A 13,561-nucleotide genomic window follows, 5' to 3' on the forward strand; every position below is an offset into this window, starting at 1 on the left:
TTCACTCATTTCGCTCGTAAAACAAAATCAATCATTAAAAACTTTGTTGAATCGTTAATGTCTGATCACCACGCTGAATTTGCACTTGCGCCGAATGGCTCTGCTGAACTTGCTGCACCAACTGCGCATCAGTCGCAGGATTACCAACAGGTTGTCCATTAACCGAGATAATTTTATCCCCAGTACGCAAACCCAATTGCGAGCGGATATTTGGAGGCACATTATTGGTCACCTCATACCCTTTCCCTGCACCCGCGGCAACCAGACCCATCTGACCAATATAGCCATTTGGATTTTCTTTTAACTGGCGGACTGCATCACCAAGCGCAGCCTGCGCTTGCTGAGCAGGGTTCATCCCAGCACGTGGGGCAGCTGCTGGCGGAGGTACAACAGCAACAATCCCTTGATTGGGCTGCACGGGATCATTACTGATTCCTGAAGCATTGGCATCACCAAACTTGAGCTGTTGCATCGAACCATCACTCAATTGCAGTGAGACCACATTCCAACTAACCGCAGCGAGCTGATAATTCGTACCATCAATTTGCTGCCCAACGCGATAGCGAGTAGAGACATTATTGACATTAATCACCGCGGCAGACTGGCTGGCGGGCTGTGCAACAAATACGCCCTCTAAATGCATGGGCACATTGGACTGTACATCGGTACTGACACTATTTTCTGCAAATAATTTAAAGCCAATGATATTTGGAATATTGGCAGACGCATTCCCCCCTAATGCAACCATACGCGCCACGGGTGCTGTTGGGGGGTTGAGCATGAGCCAGAATAAACTGGCCAATTGCCAACATAACCAGCTCACCAAGATAAACAATATCCACGGAGCAATCGAATCAGTTTTTGTAAGATCAAATCGCGGACGCGCAAAAGATGGACGATGCTTGACAAAACGTTTGATCATTGTGCGGCCCCCAATGCTGCTAAAGGCTGCCGTGTTGAAATCACCGCCGTATCCAATCCTGCTTGTCCATGGTAGCCCGCAACATTGAGCAATAAACGCTGTGTGAGTTGGACATCCAGCATCATGTCTTTCTGAGTAGCGCTGTTTGTAGATAGATAGAGATCACCCATCCGCTCCTTTTGCCCATTCGTCATCGCAAGATGCAAACGATCGTGATCGTCATTTAACACGCCACGCAGCGGAGGTAATGTAGCGCGTTCAGTATGGCCTTCATAAGGGTAGCCAATTAATCCACCGCCCCAGTTAAGCTCACCTTGGACCGAAGAAAATCCTTTCATATCTTGCTGAACAAAGGCGATGTCTTTAAAAATGATTGGGCTTGCTGGCCACTGCCAAGGCATTAGGGCTTGTAACGTATCAGACTCAATACGACCACTGAGCTCATCGACTTGCAAACGTTTCGAACTTCGGGTCAATATCCCATGAAGATGTGTATCGCCTGTTTTAATATCGACATCAGCACTCAGACGTAATAACAGAAACATCCACGGGCGAACTTGCCAAGACACAACGCCTTGCACATTTTGATAATGCCAATCCCCTTGACCCCGCCAAATGTTCCCGCTCACATTATCAAGATAAGGGTTATTGGGTAATGCGCGCGCTAAAATCCATGCTGCGGGTAATTGCAGCATGATAAAAAATGACAACAGCACTGCCGCCAGAATCCACCAACGCCAGCTCGGCCTATTTTTCTTCCCTATTTGCGCAACTCGAGTCACAAACCACTCATCCAATATGAATTCAAAATAATCCCTGATTATGCGCAATAATTATGACAAACAAAATCCCCGCGACAGTAAGATTTGCCTATCAGTTGCCGATCAACACTAAACTACAACAGCAAATCGCTCATTAAAACAACAAATCAATCCATTTAGATTGGTCACCATATCCTTATCTGATCTTTTTATAAACCTACAGGCAAAAAAACACCCGAAAGATCGGGCGTTTTTTTTAGACATCATAGAGGTGCAAACAGGATTCTTAGATTAAGAAGTCTTCTTTCTTGGCACCCGCATTAATTTTCGCTGCAAGCCAGCGTGGCGGTTTACCGCGACCCGTCCATGCTTCTGCAGGATTTTGTGGATTGCGATAACGTGCTTCTACTGGCTTACGCACTGTAGACGTACGGCGCGATCCACGGGTACGCCCCGCTTCAACCAACTCATCCAGCGTCATATTTAAACTTGCTGCGATTGCTTCAATTTGTGCATAACCATTTTTAATGGCATCAACTTGCTTTACTTCAACCAAGCTTTTGGCCTGATTAATGACTCGCTCAAGTTCCGCAACCGATAATTGACTTAAATCAGTACTCATAACATTTCCCCATCTCTTAAAACAGCCAATAAAATCATTTGATTCTTTTGATCTATTTGTTTAATTATAACGAATATATATCGAGACCAAAAAAATCTCCTGACGCATAATATCAAAAGGCTAAAAATAAATCTATATTATAATTTCCATTTATACACTCCGCTGACAGAACATCTTATTTACGAGGGAAATTATGGAGAACTTCTCCATAATTTCACATCTTCCCCCTCAGAGATGAATTAAGTCTATTAATAAAACGCGATGAGTATAAAGCATCTAAGCAAAACCATATTACACCTAGATGCACAGATGCACGGCTTGAATCTTAAGCACGCCTTGACAGCATAGACATACGCGCTGTAATACAAACGTCTGAGCAACAAATATGATTAAAACCCTTATCCGTATAAATTGAGTTAATTAATACTTTTTTTAACAATCAGATTATCTTAAATTATTTATATTAATACAGACTAGTCTGTCTATTAATTTCACCAACTTCATCACAATTAAATACAAAAAATTGAACCATTAAATATGAGGATAAATGGCGAGGACGATTAACATACCAGAGTATGTCAATAACAATGCAGATCAGCAGCATGAACGGATAGATACTGATGTTTAGATGGAAACAATTAGGTAGAACTTCTCATATCTGGAGAAGTATTCGTCTCTATATAAATCGACGACCAACTTGAATGGCGAAGATATAAGCATACTTGTTTACGCAATCACATAAAAAAGAGATCTCCTGACAAAAAAAAAGCCCGCTCTAATCTTTGCCGTTTAGAGCGGGCTTTTTGGTTCTATATACTTCGAACTATGGGTTCCAAAAGCATACAGACACAACATCCAGATATACGATAAACGCCTTATCGATATTAGAACGGCAAATCATCATCTAAATCACCTGCAGAGTAGCTACTTTGCACAGGTGCATTATTTGAAGAAGATTTAGCTTGATTATTTTGCGGTGCTGCTGCATAAGGCTCGTAATCATTCTGACCACTGGAATTGCTCTGCCCCTTACTATCGAGCATTTGCATAGAGTCACCACGCACTTCTGTTGAATAACGCTCTACACCTTCTTTATCTGTCCATTTACGAGTCCGTAAGCTACCTTCAATATAAACCTTACTACCTTTTTTGAGGTATTGCTGAGCCACTTCACCCAAACGATTATTCAAAACGATACGGTGCCACTCCGTTTCTTCACGTGGTTCACCTGTATTTTTATCTTTCCAGCTTTCACTGGTCGCAATCGAAAATTGCGTAACTGAACCGCCACTTGGAAATGTTTTGGTTTCCGGATCTCGACCGAGTGTACCGACTAAAATAACCTTATTAACGCCGCGCATAGTTTTTCCCTTAAGCCTAAGTCTTCACTTTTTGAATCGCTAAACTGTAAACCAGTTGCCTCAAAAATACTACTTCTAATCGGCTCAGGATGAGTGATTTAAAGTTCACAACCACCTGCCTTCACGTTGTCTGATAAAGATATCAGCCCATTTTATAAATTTTTCCTTTTGCTTAAATTTTGACATCCTAGCGACTTGGACTTAATTCCTACTGCCTCTTCACAATTCTATTTCTTCACTAAAATCATCGATAGGATATAAAATTGTTTACAATTTAAGAGGATGAATACTGAAGAAACCTTTCATCTATGATCACATCTATTCACGTAATCTTATGCACATTGCGGTTGTTTTGAGTCACAATTGGGATATCCAAAATCAATGATGTTTTTTTGCAGGGTTGATTTGAACAAATGGATCAAAACTGATCTTTTGAACGTTCAAGTCTCCAAGCTCCGCTTTTTCCGAGTAATCGATAATGAGTCAAAGTTATATCCGCATTCGCGGCGCACGCACGCATAATCTGAAGAACATTTCTCTTGATATTCCACGTGATAAATTCGTCGTCATTACCGGACTTTCAGGCTCCGGGAAATCATCACTTGCTTTTGACACCCTTTATGCCGAAGGTCAACGGCGATATGTTGAAAGTCTTTCGGCTTATGCCCGCCAGTTCTTATCGCAAATGGATAAGCCCGAAGTGGATAGCATTGAAGGCTTATCACCTGCCATTGCCATCGAGCAGAAATCAACGAGCCATAATCCACGCTCAACGGTCGGCACCATCACCGAAATTTACGACTATCTGCGCTTACTCTATGCCCGAGTTGGCACGCCTTACTGTCCAGAACACAACCTGCCGATGGTCGCCCAAACCGTCAGTCAAATGGTTGATACCGTCAAAGCCATGCCTGAAGGCACAGCGCTGATGCTCATGGCCCCAGTCGTCCGAGATCGTAAGGGTGAACATGCATTGTTGTTTGAACAACTCCGCGCACAAGGCTTCGTACGCGCACGCGTGGACGGTGTCTTGATCGACCTAGATGATGTGACCGATCTTGATAAAAAGAAGAAACATACCATTGAAGTGGTGATTGATCGTTTCAAAGTGCGCGATGACTTAGGCAATCGCTTAGCTGAATCCTTTGAAACAACACTGCGTTTAGGTGACGGTTTGGCACTACTAAGCTGGATGGACGAAAACCAGCCGGATCAAACGTTCTCTGCCCGCCATAGCTGCCCCGTCTGTGATCGCGCTGTTGGCGACCTCGAACCCCGCTTATTCTCATTTAATAATCCCGCTGGCGCATGCCCCGTCTGTGATGGCTTAGGTCACCGTAGTCACTTTGCCGCAGAAAAACTGATTAATAACGCTGAACTCTCTATGAACCAAGGCGCTATACGCGGCTGGGATAAACAGCGTCCGTATTATTTCAGAATGCTCAATACTGTGGCCGAGCATTATCAGATTGACATGGATGCGGCATGGCAAAACCTTGATGAAAAACAGCATGCCATTATTTTAAATGGTTCAGGACGAGATAAAATCGACTTTCACTACACCGATGAACGGGGTCGTAGCCAAAAGCGCACCATGGTCTTTGAAGGCGTACTGCCCTACCTTGAGCGCCGCTATAAAGAAACCGAAAGTAATCTGGTCCGTGATGAATTGGCGCAATATTTATCGAATGCGCCTTGTGATGTTTGTCACGGTTCCCGCCTGAACGAAATAGCACGTCATGTCAAAGTCGCGGATGTCACCTTGCCCGAAATCGTACAAAAGTCGATTGGTGCCGCTGAACAGTACTATCAAGGCTTGGAACTATCCGGTGCCAAAGGTGAGATTGCAGATAAGATTTTTAAAGAAATTCGTGAGCGTTTACAGTTTCTAGTCAGTGTCGGGCTTAACTACTTAAGTTTGGCTCGCTCAGCCGATACGCTCTCCGGCGGTGAAGCACAACGGATTCGTCTCGCCTCGCAAATTGGTGCAGGTTTGATGGGTGTGATGTATGTACTTGATGAACCGTCTATTGGACTGCATCAGCGCGATAATGATCGCCTACTTGGCACGTTAGTGCGCCTGCGAGATTTAGGGAATACCGTACTGGTGGTTGAGCATGATGAAGATGCTATTCGGGCGGCCGATCACGTGATAGATATTGGTCCTGGTGCTGGGGTTCATGGTGGACAGATCATTGCAGAAGGGACAATGGCCGATATTGTCGCCAACGAAAACTCACTGACAGGACAATATCTCTCGGGCAAGAAAAAAATTGCTGTCCCTAAAGTCCGCAATAAACCCGATCCAGAGAAAATGCTAACCCTGACCGGTGCAACAGGTCATAACTTGCAAGATGTGACCTTAAAACTACCGATTGGTCTCATGACCTGCGTCACCGGCGTATCTGGCTCGGGCAAATCAACATTGATCAATCGCACCTTGCTACCACTGGCATCCACGCAGTTGAATGGTGCAACAACCCTCACTGCTGAAAAGCACGTGTCGATGGATGGTCTGCAATATCTCGACAAAGTTGTGGATATTGATCAAAGCCCAATTGGACGCACACCGCGCAGTAACCCCGCAACGTATACGGGTTTATTCACCCCTATTCGTGAACTACTGGCGCAAACACCGGAATCCAAAGCCCGCGGCTATATGCCTGGACGCTTTTCCTTCAATGTTAAAGGCGGGCGTTGTGAGGCCTGTGAAGGTGATGGCGTTCTGAAAGTTGCGATGCATTTCCTGCCGGATATGTATGTGCCTTGCGATGTCTGTCATGGCAAACGTTATAACCGGGAAACGTTGGAAGTCGCCTATAAGGGGCGCAATATCAGTGATATCCTCGATATGACGGTTGAAGATGCTGCAGTCTTCTTTGATGCGATTCCAACAATCTCGCGCAAATTGGAAACCCTCATTCAAGTGGGTTTGGGCTATATTCGTCTTGGGCAGGCAGCAACTACACTTTCAGGTGGTGAAGCCCAGCGTGTCAAACTGGCCCGCGAACTGGCGAAACGCGATACAGGGCAGACGTTGTATATTTTGGACGAGCCGACCACAGGTCTACACTTCCATGATATAGCCAAGCTTCTTGAGATTCTGCATCACCTTCGCGACAAGGGTAATACGATTGTGGTGATTGAGCATAATCTCGACGTGGTCAAAACCGCCGATTGGATTGTGGACTTAGGCCCTGAAGGTGGTTCAGGTGGCGGTGAAATCATCGCTGAAGGAACGCCTGAACAGGTGGCGAAAGTCAAACGTTCTTTCACTGGGCAGTTTCTGGGTCCGCTGTTAAAACAAGCCTAAGGATTGGCTCGTCATCAACATGACATACAAGATAAGTTATCTTCACTTCTTATCTTGTATTCGTAAGATAAAACAACTCAAATCGATGATGTGATAGAAAAATAATCCGCTCATAAATATCACTAACACCTTGTAAAGAGGGAGAGCTCACATGCTGCAAGCGTGGCAAAATCTAAATTCTGCAGACTCTCTCGATTCTTTTGTCAGTCTGACCACCGCATTTATACTGGGTTCAGTCATTGGCTTCGAACGTCAATATCGTCAGCGCACGGCCGGCCTACGGACCAATGCGCTGGTTGCGGTCGCGGCAGCATCGTTTGTTGATCTCGCATCACACTTAAACGGCAATATCGGTGCGACCCAAGTCACGGCATACGTAGTCTCAGGTGTTGGCTTCTTAGGTGCCGGCACGATTATGAAAGAAGGCTTGAATGTCCGTGGGCTCAATACGGCAGCAACGCTTTGGGGATCTGCGGCAGTGGGAGCCTGTGCAGGAGCTGATCTCATCGTCAACGCCTTACTCGCCGCAATCTTCGTTCTTGCTGCCAATACCTTGCTGCGCCCCGTAGTGAACACCATCAATCGTACGCCGATCAATGATGAAACCAGTGAGGTCACCTATCAACTCCATGTGATTGTTGCAAACGATGAGCAAAAACATGCCATGGTCACACTAGAGCATCTACTGGATCACGCGGAATACCCCTTGGCACATCTGGATGTCGAATCCTTTAATGAACATGAAGTGGAAATCACGGCCACACTGCTTTCCACCTCTGCTAAATCTGAAGTCCTTGATCGGATTACCGCACGTTTGGTTGAAAAGCCTTATGTGAAGCAGGCCTTTTGGAACCCAAGTACGACAGAATAGATATGCTTTTATCGAATGGTAGGGAGCTTATGATCAAACGGTAGGAAACCTAGGCCTCATTTCACGTAACTGACACGTTCACACGCTAGATTCAAGCCTTATCAATTTCTTGATTTGGAATAAAGCGCATGCGCCCATCAACACTGCACAGTCGTTTAAAAATCATCGTAGTCACAAGTCTAGTCGCCTCGCTAGCCGCTTGTGGTAATAAAGATGATGCACAAGACGCCGCCCTTCCTACACTTGGAGGCCAGACCCCGCTCATCATTAGCCATCGCGGTCTACCCGGACTCTACCCAGAAGAAACCAGCATCGCCTATGAGAAAGCCGCGGATGCGGGTGGAGACTCTCTAGAAACCGATCTTCATTTGACTAAAGACTGTGTATTAGTTGCACGTCATAACCCCTGGCTCAGTGATAACACCAATATTGCGGACGTCGCCAAAACCAATCCAGTTGTTGCTGCACGTAAACGTACCGTTCCGGGTGTATTGGTCAATGTGACCTATCCTGCGATTCCTGCAAATGGTCCGGCACAATACCTAAGTGACCTCACCGATCCGAAAGATCCAAAATCCGTATTGAAATCCTTAATCGTAGATGGCGAAGATCATACCAATGATTGGTCAATCACCGACTTCACCATGGCGGAACTCACACAGTGGATTGGTGGCACCACATATGATGCACGCGACCAACGCCCTGCCGACCTTAATGGCAAGTATCCACCGATTAGCTTTCAAAACCTGATCGACATTGCAAAAGCCAAGAGCCAAGCACTCGGACGAACCATTTCGGTCTACCCAGAGAGCAAAAACCCTTACTGGAATAATGCGCAAGCGATTGCTAACGGTTGCGATATCAAAGGCACAAAACATCCTTTTGAAGATGCTATTTTAAAAGCAATTACTGACAATAACTTGAATAGTAAAGATGCCGCAATCTACGTGCAAAGCTTTGACCCCGCCAGCTTAAAATACTTACGCAGCATCGGCCTTAAAACCAAAGCCGTACAGCTGATTGATGGCAATAGCGTGAACTATCAGACTGGTGAAGTGAATTTCATTACCAATGACTCGGATACCTTTGTCAGTGCCCGTCCTTATAGCTGGACAATCAATGGCGACTCGCGAACCTTTGCCGCCATGCTCACCCCATCAGGTCTTGCTGAAATCAAAACCTATGCCGATGGTATTGGTCCTTGGAAACCTGAACTCATGAAATGGACCGTATCCCCATGGAAAGCAGGCAGTACATTGGCTGATGTGAATACGTTGACTTCTACAGGCGTGATTGAAAACGCGCACCAAGCCGGTCTGTTTGTTCACAGCTTCACGTTCCGTAATGAAGCCAAGTATCTGGCAGGCGTGTTTAAAGGGGATCCAATTGCTGAATATCAGGTTTACTTTAAAGCAGGTATAGACGGTGTCTTTACTGACTTTACCAATACCGGCGTTGCTGCACGTGCCGCCTACTTGAAGTCGGTTGGACGCTAAACCTCCCTTGTTAAAAAAATCCCCGATGCCAAAGCGGCATCGGGGATTTTTTTTGCTCTAGAATAAATAATATATGCGGTAAAGACGATCTTTAACTACGACGAATGGTCCGCAAAATGCCTAACTGTCGACGTCGTGAACGAACCATAGAGGTCGGTTTATTCAGTACTTGAGCCAGCTTTAAAATCGTAAAATCCTGATGATCCAGTAAGAACTCATCATCAGACTCCGTCCAATTCTCTCCAATCATTTTTTGTTTAATGATTTCTTCAAATTGAAAGGCTTCTTGTGCATCAAAAAAACGAATCTCACGCAATTTATTAATTTCATCCACATTGAAATCAGTCCGGGCAAATTGCGAAGCGAGCCATGGGCCAAGTACAGAGTCGGGTAAAACCTTCAATTGACCATGTTTTTTGAAATGATCCACAGCGATTCGGTAATAATCATCCCAGGTGTCGAAGTCATCGTTCGAATTTCCTTGATCCATCTCTGAACTCACCCCTCAATAATATGTCGACGATAAGCACTTGGCTGCTTATTGGTCCACCGCTTGAATGCCTTACGAAAACTGGCACTATCACTAAAACTCAGTTTAATCGCAATTTCGCTATGTGTTAAATCCGTTTCAATGAGGTATTTAATCGCGAGATACTTCCGCATATCCGTTAAAATTTTCCGATATGAGGTTCCTGCAAGCCCAAGCTTCCTTCTAAGCGTACGGGGATGCATGGCCAAGCTTGCAGCGATTTCATCAATATCAGGGAAACGCTCAGTCTGGGTCATCAATAACTTACGAATATGTGCCTCGATACCAATATCCGCATAAATTTTAACGAGCTCATTATTACAATAATCAATAACAATCTGCTTAGTAATCGGATTAGCGGTCATCAATAAACGATCTAGGTGCTTAGCACTCATACTCAGTGTATTGGTCGGCTGGTTGAATAAAATCGGACAACCAAAAACCTGACGGTATAACGCCGCATGTGCAGGCTCATCGTACGTTAATGTCACCTGTTTAAGTGCAATATCAGGTCCAAATGCAATCCGTAAAACCGCTAATAGTTTACTTAAATGAAACTCTATCGAAAACAAATGCTCGCGGTCTTGCTTATTGAAATCAAGAATAGACCGATAGGTCCACATCGCAATGTGGTCAATCTCACTAAACTCCACCTCAGCAAGAGGTCCAAGTAATAACTGATATTTACATCCAAACCTGATGGCATCTCGATAAGATTCGCTACTGAGCAGTCCAAACCCCCACATGCCAAAATCTGTGATCTGCACAGATAAGCCTGCATGAAAAGCGGCAGAAGGATCTAGAGATTTTGTTGCATGATGGATGAAACGCTGTAACTGTTTATAGGTCACTCTGGGTGCAGGGCTAATTAAGTCTCTCTCATCAATACCACTAACCCTGAGCACCTCCTGAGTATCGACTCCAAGTTGGGCAAGCTCATTCATAAGGATGACAGTGATAAATGACGGATAAAATATACTTTTGAGGTCAGTAGCGGTACTCGTCATTTTATTCCTTAATTATTGATCATCGCTTTGTCTATCGATATGCAGTTCCTATGAAACCCAAAAAAAATTTACCGACAATTACTATGACTGGTTTGAAGGGTCTCAAATAGGTTAATAAAGGACAGAATTGGGTTAAGTTAGGACAACTTGATTGAAGAAGACTTTATTTGTTTAATTTTTTTTGAGACAAGTTTACACACTTCACTTTTAAACCGATCGAACGCGCAGATAAATGAAACTACCATGGACACTCGCACTACTATATATAAATTTGTATAAAAATAAATCATCATTTATTCATTTTGACAAACCATGCTTTGCAGCAATATTGTCTAAAACACCTCGAACACACCTCACTCTGGATCATACTCATTACTTAAGAAATACAGCAGATGAAATCAATGCTCATCTTATTTTGCTAAGATGATCTACATCCCCACTCTTTCATTTGGTCTAATCCTGTGAATGCTCAAATCAATCCGAAAGGCATCTGGCACCGTTTCGCACTGACTCTCTTCTACTGTTATGCAATTTTCTTAACGGGTTGTGCAAGCCTTCCCAACAAGACCGTCACACAACTCGATCAACGACAAGTTGAATACGTTGCAACCCATCATGGTCAGCCCGTAATCGTTTTTGAAAGTGGTATTGCTGGAACGATTGATGAATGGTCAGATGTTTTTCCAACTATTTCAAAAGAATATAGTGCCCTGACCTATAATCGTCCGGGACATGGAAAAAGTGTCACCACGCAGTCCCCGCGCGATGGTGATCACATCATTGACGAGTTACGCTTGCTGCTCCTTCAGCAAGGGTACACACCGCCTTATATTCTAGTGGGTCATTCGATGGGTGGGTTTTACATGCAATACTTTGCTCGCCGTTACCCCGAAGAAGTCCAAGCCCTGGTTCTAGTTGATTCTGCCCACCCGAAGCAAGTCGAGGGCAATGGTTCTATTGAGCACTACCCGCTTGTCTTTCGTTTAATGTTTGATTGGTTAGCATCGCCAACGACCAAAGAAGAGTATCTCGGCATGTTCAGTACGGGTCGGAAAATGCTTGCTCTCCCCACTGTCACAGGCAAGCCTGTCATCATTCTCAATGCTGCAAAAGCGCTTAAAGATCATTCAGCGCTTGCCAATGACTGGAATGCGATGCGCTGGGATCTGCCAAAGCTATATCCAGGTAGCCAGCAAATCTGGGTCGACAGTAACCATGATATCCCCCATGAGCAGCCACAGGCTGTGATTGATGCAATACATACTGCGGTTGCTACATCTACTCCGCCTACGGCCATAGAATCGTCATCAAACAAATAATCAACGCGGTCGTGAATTCACTGTAGACGAGGCTGTGATACGCTATTTTTGGCTTTAGCGCATGGAATACATAAAGATTCCGTCATGATGCATCGACATGAAGGGGTGTTATAACTTCACCCCAGATATACAAAACCACAAAATAAGGATATGTGATGACACTCGAAAAATTACCGCGCAATAAAACCAACGATTACACAACAGAGATGGCTGCCGAACGACGTGCGATCGTCGAGAAACACAGTGGGCACTCACTCTTTCATACAGGTCAGTTCTCCATCCCACCAGCAGCCTTGCCCGGTAATATCGAAGGTTTTAGCGGTATCGTGCAAGTGCCTATGGGCTTTGCGGGTCCTTTGCTGGTTAACGGTGAACACGCTCAAGGTGAATTTTATGTACCGATGGCGACAACCGAAGGGACGCTAGTTGCCAGTTATAGTCGCGGCATGGCGCTTACGCGAGCTGCGGGTGGCATTACCACCACAGTCATTGATGATGCCATGCAACGCGCACCCGTATTTGTCTTTAAAAATGCCCGAGCAGCGCGTGATTTTGGACTTTGGGTCACAGCGCATTTTGACGAGATTAAAGCTGCGGCAGAGACAACAACTCAGAGTGGTAAACTGCGGGATATTGAGCAATATGCAGCGAGTAAGATGCGCTGGCTACGCTTCAATATGACCACTGGCGATGCCGCAGGACAGAACATGGTTTCCAAAGCAACCCATGCAGCATGTCAATGGATATTGGCGCAAAAGCCTGCCGACCTTGAGCACTTCACTCTTGCCGCTAACTTCGATACCGACAAGAAGCATTCCGTCGTCAATAACTTGCATAGCCGCGGTAAACGCGTCGTCGCAGAAATCACTATTCCAGCAGGTTTGCTTGAGCCAATTATGCATTGCTCTGCACAAGCATTGTCCAAACAACGCGGACTGTCGAACTTAGGTGCATTTATGGCAGGAGCAGTCAGCAATGGCGCGCATTTTGCCAATGGCGTTGCGGCAGTGTTCTTAGCTTGTGGACAGGATATTGCCAATGTTGCCGAATCCAGCGCAGGTTTTGTGTATACCGAACTGATGGAAAATGGTGATTACTATATGTCTGCCACCATTCCATCATTAATTGTCGCGACCTATGGCGGTGGCACGGGGCTACCGACACAGCGAGAGTGTCTGGAGTCGATGGATTGTTATGGTACGGGCAAAGCTTACAAACTGGCAGAAATTATCGCTGCAACCGTGCTCTGCGGCGAGTTGTCTTTAGCTTCCGCGATTGTGTCCAATGAATGGGTATCGAGTCATGATGCCTATGGGCGAAATCGACCATAGACAACAGGCAAAAAAAAGCGCTTCATTCG

At 45.1% G+C, this 13,561-nt stretch carries 11 protein-coding genes; 5 read left to right on the forward strand and 6 right to left on the reverse strand.

The genetic code is table 11. The features are described 5' to 3' along the window. Window positions 1–34: 34 nt before the first annotated feature. The 4 genes from HYN46_RS11315 to ssb all read right to left on the reverse strand — a co-directional run bounded on the left by HYN46_RS11315 (window position 35) and on the right by ssb (window position 3,666). A complete protein-coding gene (locus HYN46_RS11315; protein ID WP_114899485.1) occupies window positions 35–922 on the reverse strand; it encodes a type II secretion system protein N in 888 nt (295 codons plus the stop codon). Next, a complete protein-coding gene (gene gspN / locus HYN46_RS11320) occupies window positions 919–1,704 on the reverse strand; it encodes a type II secretion system protein N (protein ID WP_162818166.1) in 786 nt (261 codons plus the stop codon). The genes HYN46_RS11315 and gspN overlap by 4 nt, the downstream gene beginning before the upstream one ends. A 265-nt stretch (window positions 1,705–1,969) precedes the next feature. Then, a complete protein-coding gene (locus HYN46_RS11325; RefSeq protein WP_114899487.1) occupies window positions 1,970–2,305 on the reverse strand; it encodes an H-NS histone family protein in 336 nt (111 codons plus the stop codon). 884 nt (window positions 2,306–3,189) lie between these two features. Beyond that, window positions 3,190–3,666, reverse strand: coding sequence for a single-stranded DNA-binding protein (ssb, locus tag HYN46_RS11330; protein WP_114899488.1), 477 nt, complete (start codon window positions 3,664–3,666; stop codon window positions 3,190–3,192). 478 nt (window positions 3,667–4,144) lie between these two features. On the opposite strand from ssb, the gene uvrA reads away from it, so the two are divergent. From uvrA to HYN46_RS11345, 3 genes are all read left to right on the forward strand, one after another. Then, window positions 4,145–6,979: an excinuclease ABC subunit UvrA gene (gene uvrA / locus HYN46_RS11335; RefSeq protein WP_114899489.1), complete on the forward strand. Its 2,835-nt coding sequence runs from the start codon at window positions 4,145–4,147 to the stop codon at window positions 6,977–6,979. A 151-nt stretch (window positions 6,980–7,130) separates the two neighbouring features. After that, complete coding sequence (locus HYN46_RS11340) at window positions 7,131–7,850, forward strand: MgtC/SapB family protein (RefSeq protein ID WP_228254801.1); 720 nt, start codon at window positions 7,131–7,133, stop codon at window positions 7,848–7,850. Between the two features lie 128 nt (window positions 7,851–7,978). Further along, entirely contained in the window at window positions 7,979–9,346 is a 1,368-nt protein-coding gene (locus HYN46_RS11345; RefSeq protein ID WP_114899490.1) for a glycerophosphodiester phosphodiesterase family protein, read from the forward strand. 91 nt (window positions 9,347–9,437) lie between these two features. Here HYN46_RS11345 and HYN46_RS11350 read toward each other — a convergent pair whose 3' ends face one another. Together HYN46_RS11350 and HYN46_RS11355 are read right to left on the reverse strand one after the other, a co-directional pair. Continuing rightward, window positions 9,438–9,836 (reverse strand): hypothetical protein, encoded by a 399-nt coding sequence (locus HYN46_RS11350; RefSeq protein ID WP_114899491.1) that lies wholly within the window; start codon window positions 9,834–9,836, stop codon window positions 9,438–9,440. Window positions 9,837–9,844: 8 nt separating this feature from the next. Next, window positions 9,845–10,882 carry an AraC family transcriptional regulator gene (locus HYN46_RS11355; protein WP_114899492.1) on the reverse strand — a complete coding sequence of 346 codons (1,038 nt, stop codon included), beginning with the start codon at window positions 10,880–10,882 and terminating at the stop codon, window positions 9,845–9,847. Window positions 10,883–11,343: 461 nt separating this feature from the next. On the opposite strand from HYN46_RS11355, the gene HYN46_RS11360 reads away from it, so the two are divergent. Both HYN46_RS11360 and HYN46_RS11365 read left to right on the forward strand, forming a co-directional pair. Beyond that, window positions 11,344–12,201, forward strand: coding sequence for an alpha/beta fold hydrolase (locus HYN46_RS11360; RefSeq protein WP_162818167.1), 858 nt, complete (start codon window positions 11,344–11,346; stop codon window positions 12,199–12,201). Between the two features lie 155 nt (window positions 12,202–12,356). Beyond that, the gene (locus HYN46_RS11365) at window positions 12,357–13,532 is read left to right on the forward strand and encodes a hydroxymethylglutaryl-CoA reductase (protein WP_114899494.1); all 1,176 of its coding nucleotides are present in this window, start codon (window positions 12,357–12,359) and stop codon (window positions 13,530–13,532) included. Window positions 13,533–13,561 lie beyond the last annotated feature (29 nt).

It is taken from the genome of Aquirhabdus parva (assembly GCF_003351745.1).
Classification (GTDB): Bacteria; Pseudomonadota; Gammaproteobacteria; order Pseudomonadales; family Moraxellaceae; genus Aquirhabdus; species Aquirhabdus parva.

What these genes read in the sequence shown, in the direction of transcription:
- HYN46_RS11325 (WP_114899487.1), bottom strand. Translation starts at nt 2,305, where the DNA reads ATGAGTACTGATTTAAGTCAATTATCGGTTGCGGAACTTGAGCGAGTC.
- HYN46_RS11345 (WP_114899490.1), top strand. Translation starts at nt 7,979, where the DNA reads ATGCGCCCATCAACACTGCACAGTCGTTTAAAAATCATCGTAGTCACA.
- HYN46_RS11355 (WP_114899492.1), bottom strand. Translation starts at nt 10,882, where the DNA reads ATGACGAGTACCGCTACTGACCTCAAAAGTATATTTTATCCGTCATTT.
- HYN46_RS11365 (WP_114899494.1), top strand. Translation starts at nt 12,357, where the DNA reads ATGACACTCGAAAAATTACCGCGCAATAAAACCAACGATTACACAACA.
- uvrA (WP_114899489.1), top strand. Translation starts at nt 4,145, where the DNA reads ATGAGTCAAAGTTATATCCGCATTCGCGGCGCACGCACGCATAATCTG.
- HYN46_RS11350 (WP_114899491.1), bottom strand. Translation starts at nt 9,836, where the DNA reads ATGGATCAAGGAAATTCGAACGATGACTTCGACACCTGGGATGATTAT.
- HYN46_RS11340 (WP_228254801.1), top strand. Translation starts at nt 7,131, where the DNA reads ATGCTGCAAGCGTGGCAAAATCTAAATTCTGCAGACTCTCTCGATTCT.
- HYN46_RS11315 (WP_114899485.1), bottom strand. Translation starts at nt 922, where the DNA reads ATGATCAAACGTTTTGTCAAGCATCGTCCATCTTTTGCGCGTCCGCGA.
- ssb (WP_114899488.1), bottom strand. Translation starts at nt 3,666, where the DNA reads ATGCGCGGCGTTAATAAGGTTATTTTAGTCGGTACACTCGGTCGAGAT.